This window comes from Lysinibacillus sp. 1 U-2021, assembly GCF_029916965.1.
GTDB lineage: Bacteria > Bacillota > Bacilli > Bacillales_A > Planococcaceae > Lysinibacillus > Lysinibacillus capsici.
On the sequence record NZ_CP123966.1, the window covers coordinates 1,155,755 to 1,173,029 of the forward strand.

Genomic DNA, 17,275 nt, shown 5'->3' on the forward strand with positions numbered 1-17,275 from the left:
AAACTATATAACTTCCATTTACACCTCCGATAAAAACTATTACAAGCGTATTTATAATAATATTTAACTAAAAATTCTTTGAATATATTTATTTTAATAATTCTAAAGGAGTATACCAAAGAACACAAAATTGTTAAAATAAAAGATAATATCTTAAATACATTGAATGATAAAATCTTACGTATAAATAGAACAAAAGAAATAAAATTTTAGAGTACGCAAAGGAGTTGATTCTTATGGCATTTAACATTTACTACTATGAAAGTAGTGTGGATTGTAAATTTTGCAAAAAGCAGTTTACAACATATAAAGTTCGCCCTAATCGATATAAAATTATCGAAGAACAAACGGATTTCATGCCTGTTTACGATGGCCTAAACCCTTTGCTATATGAAGTTGCCGTATGTCCACATTGTGGCTATGCCTACCATAAATCTATGACACGGACATACGGACCTTTCATGCTACTCATTGATGAACTATACATTAAAGAGCTCCAGAAACCTATGGATATCTGTCAGGAACGTACAATTGATGATGCCATTATCAGTTTTAAGCTCGCCTATTTAGTATCCCGTGCGTCAATGGAAGAATCTCTTTTAATGGCGAATTTCGCTTTAAAAATCGCTTGGCTCTATCGTTTAAAAAAAGACGAAGAATCCGAAAAGCGCTATCTTTTTGCAGCGAGAGACTTTTATAGTAAATCCTTTGCCTCTAATCAAGAAGGTGGAGAGAGAATTCAGTTTTTACATGCTGAATTAAGCCTTCGACTTGATGATATTCCTGAAGCTAAAAAAGGATTTTCACGCTTAATCGCTGATCGAAATGTTTCGCCGAAATATCGCAAGCTTGCACGCAATCGTTGGGAAAATTATAAATATGACGAACAACCTATAACAATTAATGAAATCATTCATTAATGGGACGAGGAGATGATTAATTATGTTGCTATTTCAAAGGAAAATTGATGTGAGAGAAGAGGATATATTTTCAGAGCTGCATCATTTTTTATTAAGAAAAAATAATCGCTACCTAACAAACGATGAAGTTGTCGCTTTAACAGGCGTGTCATCTGAGTTGCTTTACAAATGGGTAAAAGCAGGAAAATTAAAGAACTCCATTTTTCCTAATTTAGGGGCTCCATGCGAACGATGTGGACAGATTACCCAGGCTAAAATTTGCGTAAGCTGCTCTTCCTCCATTGTTGGGACATTAAAACAAGAAGAAAAGGATCGTGCATGGTTTAACCAAATTCAACGTAACCATGTAAGAGCAAGTACTTATCACTATAAATAGCATTCCAACATCTCCATCAATTGGAGGTGTTTTTCTTTTTTACATACTAAATTTAAACTAATTTTAAACAAATTCTTCCTAAACTTTAAACTTCCCTTCCTATAATTAGTATCAATATAAAGTGAAGGGCTGATAACTAATGAGGAAAGCTAGGAAGCATAAGGTTTTATTAAGTTTTGCACTGGCCAGTTTAATGACAATAAGTGGAGTAGTGAATGTCTCTGCTGCTGTCCCTGTAAATGAGCAGATTACGGAAAACGATTCTGCTGTCAAACAAGCTAGGACTTCTAATGAAACATTACTTGATTGGAAAAAATGGGCGAATGACCATGCATACAGCCTGGCATCCATCCAGCCTGAAACGTTTAATGGACAAAAAATTCCCGCTAACAAATTTGAGGATTTAGAGATGCTAAAACCTTTATTACATGATAAACGTATTGTCTTTTTAGGGGAAAGCTCTCATGGAGTGGCACAATTCAATCTAGCGAAAACACGTTTAATACAATTTTTACATCAAGATATGGGCTATAATGTCCTTGCCTTTGAAAGTGGTATGGGTAATGTGATGAATGCTCAAGGACAAATTGATAAACAAGCAGCTCTACAAACAATGAAAGATGCCATTTTCGGCGTTTGGTGGACAAAAGAAACTTTGCCTCTGTTTGACTATGCAAAATCAACTCAAGCAACAGAGCAACCTCTTGTACTTACTGGCTTTGATATTCAACAGCAAGGAGCATTTACGAACGGAGATTGGCTGCAAAACCCCAAGTTGGCTCAGCAATTCAATGAAGCTGAGAAGCAGCTTGCTGAATGGAGCTCGGGGAAAGATTTGAAGGGCTATCAAAAAGTAAAAACTACTATAATTGATGTGTATAAACAGGTAAAATCACAAATACAAATCAAAGAAAAAGAGCTACAGGTAGCTTATCCAAAAGAGCCTCATATTGTAAAACTAATGGATCGCACTCTAGCAGATCGTATTCGACTAGCAGACGAATATATAGAGTTAACAATTCAGTCCAATATCGACATTGAACAAAATAATATAGAATCATTTTTGCAAACTATGGAATGGCGAGATCAAGCAATGATGGAGAACTTACTTTGGCTAGCTGAAGAGGTGTATCCAACAGAAAAGTTTATTGTATGGGCTCATAACGATCATATTCGTAAAGCACAATCGAATGTAATGGGATCTCCTTACCCAGTTAAATTAATGGGGGAACGTTTACCTGATATCTATAAGAAATATAGCTATGTATTAGGTCTATACATGGCTAGTGGAGAGACAGCAAATAATATGGGAGAACCTATGCCTGTTTTACCTCCTGTCAAAGGATCTATTGAAGATATTCTGTCTTCAACAAATAACCCTTACACATTCATCGATTTACGCAATCGTCAAAATGAACGAGGCAACTCATGGATGTTTGAACCACGCTTATCCTATAGTTGGGGAATGATCCAGGAAAGTCTTGTTCCGCGCGACCAATACGATGGTATACTTTTAATAGATCAGGTGGATAAACCAACCTATATCAAATAATCTCTCTTATTAAACAATAGCAAACTAGGAAATCTAGTTTGCTATTGTTTTAAGTATTCATCGATATAGTATCCCATTCTTCGCCTTGATATCCAATCATCCAAAATAAGCCTCTACGTCTTTCCATCACAACACTTTCATTTAATGCTAAAGGAGCTTCTTGTCCATTGATGCGGCTATCTACACAAGCCCAATGTAATCTGTAAATTTTATCCGCCTCATCCACTATATCTTCCTTACTGCGCAATACCGTTTGACCATAAAATTGCTCAAATGTCTCACAACGAGAAACTACTTGAATTGCATATTCACAATCACATACATCGTCAGGGAAATTTAGCTCTTCCACAAGTCCCAATGCCCAAATAAGTGTCCAATAGGCTTCATATTGCCATGATATATTGACTGCTTCTTGAGCACCAGGATGCTGAGCCTCAAGAAAGAATTTTTCATGCTCCGTTAAAAATTCATGCACCTCATATGTACGTAGCATATTGGTAAAGAACTCTCTAGACTCCTCAATATCACCCTTCTGTGCTACATCACAAGCAAATTGAATAACAATCAACAGGGCAACCGCTCTTCTTGCAATATCCTCTTGGCTTTTAAATTGGAGATTTTCTACTGGTGGTAGCTGAGGAAGCGATGACGCATAAGGTATCTCCTTCTCTGTTAAAAAAGCTATCGTTCTATTTTTTCGTGCCTCTCCCTGTGCTGATGTGACCTCTTGTGCATGTATCTTTCTTGTGCAAGCATGTGGTTGAAAATCAGATGGACCTGATTCTCCATTAGGATAAACAATAACCATACCGTTCTGATCCAACAAAGTACCATCTGATAGGAAACCAATCCCCCCTATGCTTGCTAGTAATTTTATAAATTGCTGCATATGGTCTTCTGTCATCTCTTTGTCCATTTCGATTGCAACGACCGTATTGAGCACTGCTATTTGAATCATTATGCGTTCTTTTAGCTGTTCATCTTTAAATGGAATTTTATCGTAAAAGCCCATCATCCCAGGTATATTTTTTGCAAAATAATCAGGGTTCGTATCTTCAGTTAAAATGTTTATAGAGCATTTATATTTATTAAATAAACCTCTTGATTTTAATAAATATTCGTTTTCATCTTTTTCAATAATGAAGCTTTTTGCCAATACATCGGATAGTTTATCCTGAATATCATCTGTATCATTTTTGGAAGCGAATATCGTAAACTGGTTCAATCTACTCTCTCCTTAGTCGCATATAGCATTTTAATAACCAATTTTCCAAACAACTAAGCGCTTGGCTAAACAGCTGTTTATTTTTCTGTAGCACCTCATGTTCAACCCAATACGCCAGCAAAGGACGCCATTTTTCTTCGTCTATCATAGTTGTAGGTGTGATTCCCCGCTGCATCATTTGACAAATAGCTCGGATGGATGTTAGCCTCTCTACTTCGTTGCCATTTAACCACTCATATAACGTCTCTGCACTTGGCTGTGACTCAGCCAAAAGTGTATCCCACCCATCAATAGGAAACGTGACATAGGGTCTCATCCAGTCTATAATATTTGGATGGTGAAATTGGCGTAGACGATATAGAGCAGTATAGGCATCAATTCTATCTTTTTCGATATCCATTAAGATGAAAGATTGTCCCTCATTAACTGGCAAACAATGTACTGTTACATAATCACGCAGCCAGTCTGGTATGTCACTCTGTACTTGCCAAAGTTCTCTTGCCCAATTTCCCGCCTCACTCGGACATATCTTGACTAAAACTTCACTCCACGCCTTTTGTTCTGATGGAGATTGAGCTCGCTCTAATTTATGTTGAAGTGCCTGATACACCTGTACTCCATCAAAATGCAAAAATGCCTCCTGCACGCTTGTTTTTTTGACACCATGCATGGAAACATAATGAAGTAAAGATGCTAAGCTGGATTGAGCCTGCTGTAAATTAGAGCTTAAATATTGTTCTAGCCAAGTTAGCCATAATTGTGAGCGATCCAATTCAATATCCAATCCATTTTCACTACAAAATTGACGATGCTGTCCGCAGTCTACTCCAATACAGCCTAAAGCCGTCATATTATCAACGTACGAATGAAAGCTGGCAGCAAGCAAATCAAGCTCATCTTCTTCATGGCTCCAATACCAAACGGTTTCGTCGTCAAGCTTAAGAAGAAGAGCATCTCCATTACCAGCCGTAAAAAATTGTAAATATTGCTGTTCATACGATTCATCATTTTCTCCAAAGTAAGGAAAGTCTAGAGCTTTTAGGCTCCAGCCAAACTCACCAGAAGGCGTATCTAGCAATTCAGTGGGAAGTATCGCCTCATCTGGTAATGACCAATAAATACTTACTTGCTTTGAGCAATTTTGCAACAGTTGACGAAACCCATTAGGGATTTGTACACCAAGTCTTTCCTCAACCTGCTGTAACTCTTGCTCGGTAGCGACTGGCCGTATTTCAATCGGATGTACACAAGCTCCCTGCTGCTTCAATTGCTCTACTAAATGATTCCAACGCTCAATCCACATTGTCTCTAACCTCCATATAAGGCTCATGTGATGTCATACTTCTTATTTATCGTCAGGAAATCATTTACTGATTAGGCTAACTTTAAAAAGAATGACAAAATGCTATTATTTTACTGCCATCTAAACCTTCGTATATGATAAATGTCTCAGCTATATTCATTCTTTTCTATTACGTCTTAATGAATTATTTTACTTTCTTTACTTCCATCATAATTTTGGTTACATAGTCTTCTTCTCGATTTTTCATTACGGCATCATAAATGTATTCCTCGTATACATACTGACCTAGCTCATAACCCTTTTCATGCATGACATTAAATAGCCGTGTGTATGTCTCACCAAGTTTTGAGGAGGGGCCTACATGATAACCAATCACAAAATCACCCTCTATCGCCTTAAAATAAGGATGCCCTTCTCTTGGATGAGGCTGCTCAATATACAAATAACTATAGTTATCGTAATTCCCAGCTAACACTTGCTCTCTTCTTGTTATCCCTCCAATGGGATACCCTGTATCTAACTGAGAGCGATCCAATTCCTCAATAAAGTCAGATACAGCCTTCACAAACTGCTCTTCTGTAGAATTCTCAATATTTTTACTCAAATATAATGTGTCTTCAGGAAAATACTCAATCGTGATGTCCTTAAAATTTAGATGCAGTGCTTCCTCTGTCATTTTGATTTTGACATCAATAATATTCTCAATCATTTCTAGTTCTCTACGTTTCTTCGCAACATGCTCTTTTTGTTGGTGCATCAATTCTAAAAAATTTTCAGGTGATTTCTCTTCCATATAATGCTGAATATCCTTTAAGGACATCCCCACTGCCTTTAATAATTCAATAACACCGAAAAAATCATATTGAGCAAGTGAATAATACCTATAATCCTTACTATCCTTCATGATGGGAGATAATAAACCAATTTGATCATAATAAATAAGTGTCTGTTTATTCACCTTACATAATTTAGCAAATTCACCAGTTGTAAAATACTTTACATTTTTATTAAGCATTTTTTGAGTTTCCTCCCTTGACTATATAGTTACTATATACTTTAGATTGTACCTATTCAAAATAAAAATAGAAAGGTTTTGACATTATGTTCACGGAGATTCGTGACATTACAGCTTTTAACAAGAAAGAAATTTTAGCATTACGTATCGCTGACAATCAGCAACATTTTATTGAATCTACAGAACAATGCTTAGCAGAGGCGGAAATGGATCGACACTTTACGCCTTTAGGTCTGTATAAAGATAACACCGCTATAGGCTTCGCTATGTACGGCTTATTCCCTCATGATGATTATAGTCAACGAGTATGGCTTGATCGCTATCTAATAGCAGAACAATACCAAGGACAAGGTTTGGGAAAACATTTTTTACAGCAACTTATTCAATATTTAACAGTAAAGTTCAACTGTCTTCAGATATATTTAAGTGTTTATGACAATAACGCTGTAGCTATCCAGCTGTATAAACAATTCGGTTTTATATTTAATGGTGAGCTAGATGATAAAGGGGAAAAAGTAATGGTTTTGGAGGTGCATGGTTATGACAACCATTAATCCAATTGAAACAAAGCCACTGAAACCATTATTTTTATCATACTTATTCCCTGCCATGATCGGGATGCTTTTAATGTCCGTCAATATATTGGTAGATGGCATTTTCGTTAGTCACGGCGTGGGACCTACAGCTTTAGCTGGGGTTAATATAGCTGTTCCTATTTTCTCTATTTTGCTTTCTATTTCTCTATGGATTGGTATGGGAGGAGCTACTCTTTTCTCGATTTCTCTAGGAGAGGCAAATAAGCAACGTGCCCATCAACTATTTACATTGGCGTTTTCTACAATGCTTGTGGTTGTGATCACGATTATTGGATTTCTCGCGTTAAATCTAAAGGATATTTCTTATATATTCGGAGCGAGTGATGATACGTATCCTTATGTGCAGGAGTATTTACATGTAATTTTGCTCTTTGGGATATTTTACACAATTGAAAATTTATTAAGCATCTTTATTCGAAATGATGGCAATCCAAAATTGGCTATGCTGGGCTTAATTACAACATCGGCTTTGAATATACTCTTAAATTATGTTTTCATCTTTGTACTAGACTATGGTGTGACTGGCTGTGCCTTAGCGACAGCAATAGCTACAATTATAGGTACGTCTGTGCTATGTCTCCATTTTTTCCGTCCTCAATCTGAGTTAAAATTTGTCACTTCATTTTTAAATCTATCAGATTTGAAAAAAATTTTTGCTATAGGTTTACCTAGCTTTATTGTTGAAGCCTCCGTTGCAGTTATCGTTATTTTGTATAACGTTACATTTTTACATTATTTAGGTGCGAATGGCGTTACTGCCTATGCAATGGTCAATTACATCCATACTGTCTTACTGACTATTTTCCTTGGCGTCGGTATGGCTCTACAACCCTTAGTTAGCTATCACCACGGGGCAAGATTACTAGAAAGATTAACAGCTTTATTGAAAATCGGTTTAGCTACCGCGTTTATTTTAGGATTAACAACAGCTCTTATAGCTCTTCTTTTCCCTTCTCAATTAATGGCGTTATTCGGAGATAGCTCATTGGAAATTCGCAGTATGGCAGCACAGGGCTTTGTTCATTTTGCCATTGGCTATGTATTTTTAGGGATCAACATGGTGTTCGCAGAATTCTTTCAATCCATTGAAAAAATTCGTATTGCTACAACAATTATGTTACTACGCAGTATTATCTTATTTATCCCTACTCTCATCATACTACCCAAGATACTTGGCTCGCAGGCTATTTGGTGGACCTTCCCAGTAGCAGAAGGAATTACAGCATTGCTTATTTACTTGTTCATTAGGAAAAATCCAAGAACGCTTTCATCTCCTGACCATGCTTAAATGAAAGGGGACCTCATCAAGGTCCCCTTTTAATATGTTTGCCTAACAAAATTGCATTTTTAGCGTACCTCTTCCTTCTTCTACTATTACTTCCCCAACTGCTCCATTCACTAGAATTAATTGAGGGGGGACATGTCCAATATCTACTTCATAGAAAACTGGTATTCCCATCTCGTCAAAAATATCCCCTAATGCATCCACCAATGTAAAGTCCCCTAGATTTTCATATAGTCCTGCTCGCCCGATTAGAACACCATTACATTTATTGAACCAACCATTATACTTTAATTGCCACAAAGCTCGGTAGATTTTTGCTGCATCCATACCAACACTTTCTAAATACCATATTGTTCCTTCCTCAGAGCAATATTCGTTAATAAATGATTGAACGTAATCGAAGGGCGTACCTATAAGAATTTGCAATGTATTTAAACAGCCACCTATCAACCTACCTGTCATACGATTACTACGATCTTGGTTTAGAACTTTCCATTCGGTTGCACTGTCAAAATAAAATCCTGTAGCAGGATTTTTATAAACTTGCTCCCAGCTCGATTGAAAATAGTGAGAAGAGCTTTGAGTTATTGAATGACCAGTCTTACATGTAATTACGTCTATCCATTTAGAAGAAAGTTCATCCCATTGAGGTGCAGATAATTCAGTAAAATTCACCCCATGTGCGGATGCGTACCCCGTCATGGTTGTGTATACAAAAGATAAAGTACTAATATCTGAATACCCTAATATCCATTTGGGTCCCGCTTTTTTTAATTCGTCCCAATCGATTAAAGGTAATAACTCCATTAAAAAACTGCCTCCCCACGGTGGCATGACGACATCTATACGCTCATCTAATAAATAGTCCATAAGTTCAGAGACTCGCTTTTCTTTTGTTGTACTTCTACCTTTAAGCTGCGTCCAGGTAGTATTTCCAATAATAACTTTCATTCCTCTTTGTATTAATTGTTTTTCAGCTTCTGTTAGTAATAGATGGAGATGCTGTTCGACTCCACTAGAGGGTGCTGTCACGCCAATCGTAAGAGGTGTTTTTAAAGTAGGATATTGTATTTTCATTTACCATCTCTCCTTTGTGCCTTCAAAAAATAATTGTTTTACAACAACAAGACGATTTTGGGTCTCTTAATTAGTTTCGTATATCATTTTTAGAATACATTTTAACTAAAAATACAGCTATGTAAGTTTCAACACTATTTCTGTCCTTCACACAGAAACAGAAATTTTTACCAATTATACTTGTGTTCAGAAAAAAAACCAACACAAAAATCTGCGCTGGTTAAATTTCTACTTTTGAATTTTCATATACTCATCACGCAACAGACTCATAATGATTTCATCAGAAAACGTATTATTCATAAACAAGGCCTGCCTCAAAACACCTTCTTTTTTAAAGCCGACCTTTTCATAGGATTTAATTGCTCTACTATTGTGTGAATATACCTGTAATTCTAAGCGATTCAGATTTAGCTCCTCAAATGTAAATCTTTGAGCAAGCCTAACTGCTTCTGAACCCATACCTCTGCCACAGTTCTCTATATTATGTAAAGCTATACGGAACACTGCCTTTTTATTATCTAAATCAACCTCCATAATCGCCAAATCACCAATTACCTGATCATTATCAACTAAACAAATAGCAAAATCATAGCGAGAAGAATCTACTGTAAAGCGTTTGATTGCCTCTTTGATTTGTTCCTTTGTTAAGATGTTCCGTGTTCCTGTCATATACATGATTTCTTCATTTTGAAAGCATCTTATAATACTATCACAATCATCTTCACGTATTTCTCTTAAATAGACCTGTTGACCTTTTATCAATATAAACACCTCTTGTGCATTAAATAAGGAATCATCATGTATGTAGATGATTCCTTTGTTAGAACTATTCCATTTGTTTTTCAGTGTGTACCTTCACCGATTTCTTCGCAGGGTCTTCCGAGGAGGTTACACCTAGAATATCAAGCAGGAACATAAATAGTGGAATACCTATGATTAGTCCCCATACACCAAGGAAATGCTCAGAAAAGAGAATGACCATAAACGTATAGAAAATCGGTAAATCTGTTTTGGCAGACATAAGCTTTGGATTTAAGAAATACGCTTCAATGGCATGTAAAACCATAACAATAACTAAAATATAGACGATGTACATCAAACCACCAATGCTATATGCAATAATACTTAATGGTATTAATGAGATGATAACGCCTGCGACTGGAACTAAGCCTAAAATAAAGAGCATAATCCCAAGTGCAATCAAATGTGGGAAGCCCATAATAGAAAGGGCGATGACGGATAACACACAGTTAACAGCAGCAATAATAAATTGTGCTTCAATTACTTTACCAAATGAGCGGATGAATATTCTTGAGAAATAATGAAGCTCATCGTAAAGCGGTCCAATTTTACTATCCTTAAACTTAGCTGTAAACTCAATAATACGATTCTTTTCTAACAAGATGAATAAACTCAAAATTAGAGAAATCAATATTTGCATAATGATTTTACCAATATTCGTAATATTTTTAAGAGTTAAATCCACACCTTGCTCTAAATATTTCCCGAGCTCTATTTTCTCAAAAGTCGGTGCTAAGTATCTCGCAATCTCATTGTCATCTGGGTCGAGATTAAAACTTGCAATGAGGTCAAAAAGCTGTGTGATCTGCTGGGTCACAATCGGTAAATATTTGTAAATAACAGCTACAATACCCGCAACAAGTAAAAGATATAATGTTACCGTCACAGCTTTTTCATTCATCGGCGTATATTTTCTAATGCTTTTCGTTGTCTTGGTAGTAAGCTGGTTCATCAAATAAGTAATAATAAACGTAAGTAAAATTAGATTGATCATACTACGCATTAAATATAATGCAAGAGCAATCCCAACTAGAATAATAAAACGCTTAAATCCATTACTCCGAAAGAAATTATTCATTTATTCACTCCTTCTACAAAACGGCCTCGCTGCCTCTGCTACCTAGGGCTACACTATAAAATTGATTTATAACAATACGCATCATTCTTATGTAAAAATTTCCCTCTCATTTACTGAGTATAGCCATCTACCTTCAAAATAAGACGAAATATATGTTTCTTTTAGAAGTGTCTGTATAAAACCTAAGGCGGGGTTGAAGTGAATTGTATGTCTTGTCAAATTAAAAAGTCGAAACTCTTATCCTTTGTGAAAGCTTTACCAGCGTATTAGCCAAAATTCTATAAATCTATTATAACCCTTTAAACCAGCATATCCAATTTGTATGTTCTTTTATAATGGTATTTGTATAGAACTTTTATCAACTATTACTTTATGCTATTTTGATTAGAGATATAAATTAAACAGAGACAAGGACTGATTCTATGAAAATTGCGAGAAACCCTCAGAACATTCATCCACCCGTTGCTCCTTATGTTCATCAAATTGAGGTGACGGGGCCTCAGAGATGGTTAACACTATCTGGACAAATCGGCATGATAGCTGATGGATCTATACCTGAAGATGCAATAGCTCAATTGAAGATAGCACTTGAAAATATTAAAAGAAATCTAGATAGTGCCGATATGGAAGTTCAAGATATTACAAAGCTCGTCTTTTATTTAGTGGGGGATATGGATGCTATTCAACGAAAGGAAATTATCAGTGACTTCTTGGGGGAACATCTTCCATGTACAACATTAATGTATGTCGTTGCACTCGCTACGCCAGCTTTAAAGGTTGAGATTGACGCATGGGCTTGTAAGGATTTATAAATTCATCCTATGTTTTATAAACTAAATTTGTGCATTTTTTTTATTTTTCAATACCCCTTTAGCAGTGCTAAAGGGGTATTGCCTTATTATTTAAGTAATGTCAGCGTCGTTGCAATAGCGTTATCAGCAAACGAGCGTTGTGGCTGCGATTTCAGCATAACTGTTAACCCTATTAACGCAACAATTAATCCTTGCGCTAAAGACTTTGAATCCGTGTTCGCCTCTAGTTCTCCTGATTGAATTCCCCGTTCAATTGTCTCCTGAAAAATTACTGATAGATAGAGTTGATGCTCACTGCAAATGAGGCGATTCATATAAATCAATCATCTTCTATATCCCGCGCTGTAACATTATTATTCGCTACAGCCTGCGGAATGTCTGTTGCCAATATTTATTTTGCTCAGCCGCTGCTAGATGAATTATCGAATGATTTTGCTATTGATCAATCAATTATTGGTTTGATTATTACTATCACACAAATTTTTTATGGGCTAGGCTCTCAAAAATCTCTCCAACTTTAGCTTAGTTTGATCCTGCAAGCCTGCTTAATCAAGCTCACGTACTTTAATCGGAATTAATGTTCTTTCCAATTGTTCACGGTGCTGCTCGTACTGAGGTGGCAACATTAATTGACTACCCATTGTCTCTTTTGTCTCGTCATGAGCAAATCCAGGAGGATCTGTAGCGATTTCAAATAAAATTTCGCCAGGTTCACGGAAATAAATCGCATTAAAATAATTACGATCTTTTACTTCTGTTACATGTTGTCCATGATTCATCACATACTCTTGCCATTCTAAATGATCTGTATTATCTTGAGCTCTCCACGCAATATGATGCACAGTTCCTACACCCATTTGGCCACGTTGACCTGCAACTGTTTTTAAATCCACTGTATTGCCGATTTCTGCACTAGAAGTATAACGCGTATAGTCACCTTCCGTCGCTACCTTTTCAAGACCCATTACTTCTGTTAAAACTTTGGCAGTTTCTTCAGGGTGACTTGAGAATAGTGTAGCTCCACCAAATCCTTTGATAGCAACCTCAGGTGTTACTTCACCAAATGACCATTCGTTGAGCCCGCCTTTCGCACGTGCCACGAGTTCAATATGCAAACCATGTGGATCATCGAATTGAATGACTTGCTCACCAAAACGTTCAGCTTTTTGGAAAGGAATCGAGTATTTCGCTAAGCGATTAACCCAAAATGGCAGTGCTCCTTCTGGTACAACATACGTTGTAACGCCAACCTGACCATCACCAATACGTCCTTGATAAGCATTAGCCCAAGGGAAGAAGGTAATGATTGTTCCTGGTTTCCCACCTTTGTCACCGAAATATAAATGATATGTGCCCGGATCATCAAAGTTTACTGTTTGTTTTACTAAACGTAAGCCTAATACTCCCGCATAAAAATCAATATTCTCTTGCGGATGTCCTACGATCGCTGTGATATGGTGTATACCTGCTGTATGTTTTTTCATGTTAACAAGCCCTTTCATGACTATATTTCCCACCTATACTATGCCCTATTTATACCTACCTCAATCTGTAAAAGCTTAGCGAATTGTATACAACGCTTTAGACCATGGGATCAATTGATCTAACATTTGGTTTACTGAATCTATTTGTACTTCTTTTGGTTTAAATTCTGTGCCATTTTCAAAATCTGTGAATAATGATAGTGCTGGATGAACACGCACATCTGCGATTAAAAGCTCACCCATAATCCCACGTAAATGTTCTGCTGCACGAGCACCGCCAACAGAACCATAAGATACGATTCCAGCTGCTTTGTTATTCCATTCAACACGTAAGTAGTCTAGTGCATTTTTTAATGCACCTGTAATAGAGTGATTGTATTCTTGTACGATGAATACAAAACCATCTTGTTTAGCAATAATTTCTGACCAACCTTGTGCTCCTGAAGCATCCTGTCCTGGCTCACCTAATAATGGTAATTTATAATCAGCAATATCAATCACTGTATAATTGGCATCTCCACGTTGATCTGCAATTTCCTTTACCCACTGTGCTACTTGAGGGCTTACACGCCCCTCACGAGTTGATCCAATAATAATACCGATATTTAATTCTGCCATTGTTTGTTCCTCCTCTTTTTTTGTACGAAATAATTTATTAAAAAACCCCATAATTGTACCTCCTGGCGAAGCTAAAGGTTCGAATTCATTTATCTTGAATTTATTTATCTTGAATTCGAGATAATAATAACACGATATTTTTATAAACGTCAACAACTTTGTTTTGAAAATTAAAAAGGCAGAGATAATTAATTCTCTGCCTCCCCTAAAAGCTTATAAACTTGTGATTTTAAAGAGCGATATTGACTATCATTAGTATCTTGAAAAGCCTCTACTCTATTTGAATCAATATCTTGGTAGTCGATTATTGATGGAAATTGTTCCTCGGAGAAATCCTTTCTTTCTCCATTAATAATATTATAAAAGTGCCAGCCTTCCTCAAGAAATGTCTTCCTAATTTCTCCGCCAAGAATATCCTGCACAACTAATGAAGTGACGCCACATTGTCCTTTTGCAGGGTTGTCCACACTCCATTTAGAACTTGATTGAATGGACCATGATTTTCTTAAGGCAATTAATACATCTTTTTCCATGCAAAAACTCCTTTCAAACACGTTAAAATGGGACTTCATCCATTCTTATTGGTGTTGACTTCCCAACTACCCAATCATCTTTAATTGAACCATAGACAATACTATCTGTCACAGTACCATCTTCATTTTCCCAAGCATTTCTTAAATACCCTTCCTTCACAAAGCCAGCTTTACTAAAGCATTTTCGCATTCCTATATTATCAACTCTTGTGTAGCCTTCAATACGAATTTTCTTTCTTTCGGCAAACAGATATTCTTGTAGCCAATGAAGTGCTTTGACACCATATCCTTTGCCTCGATAATTTGCATCTAAACGGAGATCAAAAAGAGGGATCGTATCGTCTATATCATGAATAAAGATAACGCCAACTTTTTCTCCATCTTCTAGTATCCAATGTGTTTCACGATTGTTCTGATAGTATCCTTCGGCATATGCAGCTCGAATAGCCTCTTCTTTTATGTAGGAATTCGTGTGATACAACCATCTATTTTGCGTTAATAAATGAACTAAATCATCGATTTCTTCTTCAAATAATTTTATTTCCATACATATCTCCTTTCATCTAAACGTCCTCACATATATCTGAAAAAATAAAATTAGTTTTTGTATGTGCATATGGCTGTAATGCATCAATAAACTGCTCTACATCAGGAAAAGATTGAAAATGCCCCTTTAATAAAAAACATGACTCACCTGAAATGCGATAACAGAAGTCTATATTTGTATAAACCTTCAGATGTTCTTTAAAGTCTGCATAGCGGTTATTTTTGATTGTCGCCTCAACAATCGCTTCAATTGGATAACCCAATGCTTTCTTATTAATAGCCAACGTATATCTCTTAATGACCTTCTGTTCCTCTAATTGTCTTATTCTTTCACGAACTGCTGGTGCAGATAAGTGAACCCTTCTTCCTAGCTCGCTCATAGAAATTCTACTATCTTCTTTTAATTCTTTAAGTATCATTTCGTTAATGAAATCCATTTTGTAAATACCCCTTCTTTTTGAAGGAAAACAATCATATTTCCCTTTGAATTGATATGTTAACTTCGTTATGAACATTTTACACTAATTAATAGAAGGAGGAATGATTGATGACACTTATTCAATTATATGACAAGGGCTTAACACCCTTTCAACAATTATTAGGCTACAACAAGGGAATTCAGCTGCACTGGCAGCAGTTGGGGGAGGTACTCGAAAAAGACGGGCATCTATCCACTTCATTAAAAGAAGAGGTTCGAAAAACTTTAGCTCAAAAAAATGGCTGTCAGTATTGTCAGGCAAAAGGCAAGCCTGATCCCCAGAACTATGATGAGAAAACGGCAGTATGCACAGGTTTTGCGGAAGCATTCTTAGCTGCTAAGGGGCACACCGCCCCCAACGTCACGGCTGTATTAAAGGACTATTTAACAGAAGCGGAGATTAGTGAGCTACTAGCATTTATTTGCTTCACGACAGCACAGCAATATTTTGGCGCACTCATGCAATTAAAATAATAAGGAACTAGGGGCGAAACCCTAGTTCCTATTCCAGCTGCTATCCTTTTAATTCCATTTTATTAGCTATATCTATAATAAATTTCTTACTAAGCTCTTCTTTCATATTATTTTCAGCATCCACCATCACTTGCTCAATGAGACAGCCTTGATGATGGAAGGAATCTTCGTGATCAGAAGAGCAACTAAATAATGAGGTTTGTCCTTCAATCGCATAAATAACCTCTAAAAACGAAATTTCTTGGGGGCGCTTAGAAATGCGGTAACCACCGTTGACACCTGGGTTTGACTCAATTAAACCTGCCTTCACAAGCTTAGTTAATATTTTGGAAAGATAGGTTGGAGATAATTTTTGCATTTCTGCTAAAGCCTCTACACTCATTGATTTCCCTTTAGGATTGCGTGTTAAAAACACCATTGTATGTAAAGCATAATTTGTTGCTTTTGAATACTTCATCATTCATCACCCTTCATTCAGGACCTTTATTATCTGCAATTAAAACACATTCTATCATAATTCAAGAAAAAAGCATGTTTTGTATGAAAACACGCTTTTATGATCCCTAGTCATGCTGTCCATAACCCGCTTCTCCAGCAAGAGCATCAGCCTTTGTTACTTGTACAGTCCCAAATGGATGATTTGGTGGCGCATAGATCGTGTAAAGCTTTAGTGGTTTATCCCCTGTATTCGTAACATTATGCCATGTTCCTGCTGGTACCATAATAGCCGTATCTTCTGCGACATGTCTCTGATAGTTTAAATAATCTCTAGTTGGCCCCATTTGAGTTAATCCATGCCCCTCCTCAATACAAATGAATTGGTCCACATGTGGGTGTACTTCTAAACCAATATCTTCTCCGACATTAAGACTCATCACCGTTACTTGTAAGTTTGACCCTGTCCACAATGCTGTACGATAATTTTTATTGCGCTTTGTAGCCTCTTCAATGTCGATAACAAATGGTGTTGGTCCAAAATCATTCTGGACATTACTTCTTGGCGCTCGTTCTGCCTGATTTGGATAGGCCCAATAAACAGGTTGATAACCGTAATGATACGATTGATAATTACCGTAATAAGGGTGGTACATTTATCTCAATC

Annotated in this window: 20 protein-coding genes and 2 pseudogenes; 8 read left to right on the forward strand and 14 right to left on the reverse strand. The window is 36.5% G+C overall.

Annotated elements, in window-relative coordinates; all coding sequences use genetic code 11:
• The first annotated feature begins 236 nt into the window (after positions 1-236).
• The 3 genes from QH639_RS06105 to QH639_RS06115 all read left to right on the forward strand — a co-directional run bounded on the left by QH639_RS06105 (position 237) and on the right by QH639_RS06115 (position 2,848).
• Positions 237-920 carry a DUF2225 domain-containing protein gene (locus tag QH639_RS06105; protein WP_131520986.1) on the forward strand — a complete coding sequence of 228 codons (684 nt, stop codon included), beginning with the start codon at positions 237-239 and terminating at the stop codon, positions 918-920.
• Positions 921-942: 22 nt separating this feature from the next.
• The gene (locus QH639_RS06110) at positions 943-1,296 is read left to right on the forward strand and encodes a hypothetical protein (RefSeq protein WP_131520987.1); all 354 of its coding nucleotides are present in this window, start codon (positions 943-945) and stop codon (positions 1,294-1,296) included.
• Positions 1,297-1,435: 139 nt separating this feature from the next.
• Positions 1,436-2,848, forward strand: a complete 1,413-nt coding sequence (locus QH639_RS06115; protein ID WP_237898857.1) for an erythromycin esterase family protein — start codon at positions 1,436-1,438, stop codon at positions 2,846-2,848.
• 49 nt (positions 2,849-2,897) lie between these two features.
• Here QH639_RS06115 and QH639_RS06120 read toward each other — a convergent pair whose 3' ends face one another.
• The 3 genes from QH639_RS06120 to QH639_RS06130 form a co-directional block, all read right to left on the reverse strand.
• Positions 2,898-4,073, reverse strand: coding sequence for a DUF4272 domain-containing protein (locus tag QH639_RS06120; protein WP_281115816.1), 1,176 nt, complete (start codon positions 4,071-4,073; stop codon positions 2,898-2,900).
• Position 4,074: 1 nt separating this feature from the next.
• On the reverse strand, positions 4,075-5,376 hold the full coding sequence (locus QH639_RS06125; RefSeq protein WP_237898860.1) for an SMI1/KNR4 family protein: 1,302 nt from the start codon (positions 5,374-5,376) through the stop codon (positions 4,075-4,077).
• 184 nt (positions 5,377-5,560) lie between these two features.
• Entirely contained in the window at positions 5,561-6,391 is an 831-nt protein-coding gene (locus tag QH639_RS06130) for a MerR family transcriptional regulator (RefSeq protein WP_281115817.1), read from the reverse strand.
• 86 nt (positions 6,392-6,477) lie between these two features.
• On the opposite strand from QH639_RS06130, the gene QH639_RS06135 reads away from it, so the two are divergent.
• Both QH639_RS06135 and QH639_RS06140 read left to right on the forward strand, forming a co-directional pair.
• Positions 6,478-6,945 (forward strand): GNAT family N-acetyltransferase, encoded by a 468-nt coding sequence (locus QH639_RS06135; protein WP_131520992.1) that lies wholly within the window; start codon positions 6,478-6,480, stop codon positions 6,943-6,945.
• Complete coding sequence (locus tag QH639_RS06140; protein WP_131520993.1) at positions 6,932-8,275, forward strand: MATE family efflux transporter; 1,344 nt, start codon at positions 6,932-6,934, stop codon at positions 8,273-8,275. The genes QH639_RS06135 and QH639_RS06140 overlap by 14 nt, the downstream gene beginning before the upstream one ends.
• Before the next feature lie 42 nt (positions 8,276-8,317).
• On the opposite strand, the gene QH639_RS06145 is transcribed toward QH639_RS06140, so the two are convergent.
• The 3 genes from QH639_RS06145 to QH639_RS06155 all read right to left on the reverse strand — a co-directional run bounded on the left by QH639_RS06145 (position 8,318) and on the right by QH639_RS06155 (position 11,228).
• Positions 8,318-9,349: a S66 family peptidase gene (locus QH639_RS06145; protein WP_131520994.1), complete on the reverse strand. Its 1,032-nt coding sequence runs from the start codon at positions 9,347-9,349 to the stop codon at positions 8,318-8,320.
• 228 nt (positions 9,350-9,577) lie between these two features.
• Complete coding sequence (locus QH639_RS06150) at positions 9,578-10,111, reverse strand: GNAT family N-acetyltransferase (protein WP_237898864.1); 534 nt, start codon at positions 10,109-10,111, stop codon at positions 9,578-9,580.
• Between the two features lie 64 nt (positions 10,112-10,175).
• Positions 10,176-11,228, reverse strand: a complete 1,053-nt coding sequence (locus tag QH639_RS06155; protein WP_048394009.1) for an AI-2E family transporter — start codon at positions 11,226-11,228, stop codon at positions 10,176-10,178.
• Positions 11,229-11,650: 422 nt separating this feature from the next.
• Here QH639_RS06155 and QH639_RS06160 point away from each other — a divergent pair, with 422 nt between their 5' ends.
• A complete protein-coding gene (locus QH639_RS06160) occupies positions 11,651-12,040 on the forward strand; it encodes a RidA family protein (protein WP_131520996.1) in 390 nt (129 codons plus the stop codon).
• 86 nt (positions 12,041-12,126) lie between these two features.
• Here the strand turns inward: QH639_RS06160 and QH639_RS06165 are convergent.
• Positions 12,127-12,345 (reverse strand): annotated as a pseudogene (locus QH639_RS06165) (TetR/AcrR family transcriptional regulator); the annotation flags it as partial.
• Between QH639_RS06165 and QH639_RS06170 the strand changes: the two are divergent.
• Positions 12,328-12,537 (forward strand): annotated as a pseudogene (locus QH639_RS06170) (MFS transporter); the annotation flags it as partial. The pseudogenes QH639_RS06165 and QH639_RS06170 sit on opposite strands and share 18 nt — an antisense overlap.
• A 48-nt stretch (positions 12,538-12,585) precedes the next feature.
• On the opposite strand, the gene QH639_RS06175 reads toward QH639_RS06170, so the two are convergent.
• The 5 genes from QH639_RS06175 to QH639_RS06195 form a co-directional block, all read right to left on the reverse strand.
• Positions 12,586-13,524 carry a ring-cleaving dioxygenase gene (locus QH639_RS06175; protein WP_193767365.1) on the reverse strand — a complete coding sequence of 313 codons (939 nt, stop codon included), beginning with the start codon at positions 13,522-13,524 and terminating at the stop codon, positions 12,586-12,588.
• A gap of 75 nt (positions 13,525-13,599) precedes the next feature.
• Complete coding sequence (locus tag QH639_RS06180) at positions 13,600-14,193, reverse strand: NADPH-dependent FMN reductase (protein WP_004231581.1); 594 nt, start codon at positions 14,191-14,193, stop codon at positions 13,600-13,602.
• Between the two features lie 137 nt (positions 14,194-14,330).
• Positions 14,331-14,675: a YunG family protein gene (locus QH639_RS06185; RefSeq protein ID WP_281115818.1), complete on the reverse strand. Its 345-nt coding sequence runs from the start codon at positions 14,673-14,675 to the stop codon at positions 14,331-14,333.
• 22 nt (positions 14,676-14,697) lie between these two features.
• A complete protein-coding gene (locus QH639_RS06190; RefSeq protein ID WP_131520999.1) occupies positions 14,698-15,222 on the reverse strand; it encodes a GNAT family N-acetyltransferase in 525 nt (174 codons plus the stop codon).
• A gap of 16 nt (positions 15,223-15,238) precedes the next feature.
• Positions 15,239-15,658 carry an Lrp/AsnC family transcriptional regulator gene (locus QH639_RS06195; protein WP_131521000.1) on the reverse strand — a complete coding sequence of 140 codons (420 nt, stop codon included), beginning with the start codon at positions 15,656-15,658 and terminating at the stop codon, positions 15,239-15,241.
• 110 nt (positions 15,659-15,768) lie between these two features.
• Here QH639_RS06195 and QH639_RS06200 point away from each other — a divergent pair, with 110 nt between their 5' ends.
• On the forward strand, positions 15,769-16,173 hold the full coding sequence (locus tag QH639_RS06200; RefSeq protein ID WP_131521001.1) for a carboxymuconolactone decarboxylase family protein: 405 nt from the start codon (positions 15,769-15,771) through the stop codon (positions 16,171-16,173).
• 40 nt (positions 16,174-16,213) lie between these two features.
• On the opposite strand, the gene QH639_RS06205 is transcribed toward QH639_RS06200, so the two are convergent.
• Together QH639_RS06205 and QH639_RS06210 are read right to left on the reverse strand one after the other, a co-directional pair.
• Positions 16,214-16,633 carry an Rrf2 family transcriptional regulator gene (locus QH639_RS06205; protein ID WP_281115819.1) on the reverse strand — a complete coding sequence of 140 codons (420 nt, stop codon included), beginning with the start codon at positions 16,631-16,633 and terminating at the stop codon, positions 16,214-16,216.
• Positions 16,634-16,736: 103 nt separating this feature from the next.
• The gene (locus tag QH639_RS06210; RefSeq protein WP_048393994.1) at positions 16,737-17,264 is read right to left on the reverse strand and encodes a cupin domain-containing protein; all 528 of its coding nucleotides are present in this window, start codon (positions 17,262-17,264) and stop codon (positions 16,737-16,739) included.
• Between the last annotated feature and the right edge of the window lie 11 nt (positions 17,265-17,275).